The sequence below is a fragment of the Mesorhizobium sp. M1E.F.Ca.ET.041.01.1.1 genome (genome assembly GCF_003997355.1).
Lineage (GTDB): Bacteria > Pseudomonadota > Alphaproteobacteria > Rhizobiales > Rhizobiaceae > Mesorhizobium.
In genome coordinates this window covers 1-386 of record NZ_RZSL01001289.1, presented here as the reverse complement: position 1 = coordinate 386, position 386 = coordinate 1, and the positions used below count along the sequence as shown (strand labels likewise).

Below are 386 nucleotides of genomic sequence, written 5' to 3'. Positions count from 1 at the left end.
CTCATAGATCGGCCGCGCTTCGGAGGTCGCCGAGACGACACGCCATTTCGAGCCGTCGCGCTCCAGCAGCAGGTCGATCAAGCCCATATGCGAGCCCCAGAAGCCGCCCATCACCGCCGGCTTGCCCTGCAGCGTGCCTTTCCCGGTGTCGACGCCATCGAGCGCCTGAAAATCCTTCTTGCCGGGGAAGACGAGATGCTGGTGGCCGGTGAAGACCGCATCGATCCCCTCGACGCCGGCGACGAAGAACGAGGCATTCTCCATCATGTCGCCCTGCTTGACGTCGATGCCGGAATGCGAGAGCGCAATGACGATGTCGGCGCCCTCCTCCCTGATCTGCGGCACCCAGGCCTTGGCCGCCTCGACGATGTCGCGCGTCTTGACGC

1 pseudogene is annotated in these 386 nt (G+C 65.0%); it reads right to left on the bottom strand.

The window, feature by feature from the left end:
• Positions 1–386, bottom strand: a pseudogene (locus EOA38_RS38830) (2',3'-cyclic-nucleotide 2'-phosphodiesterase); the annotation flags it as partial.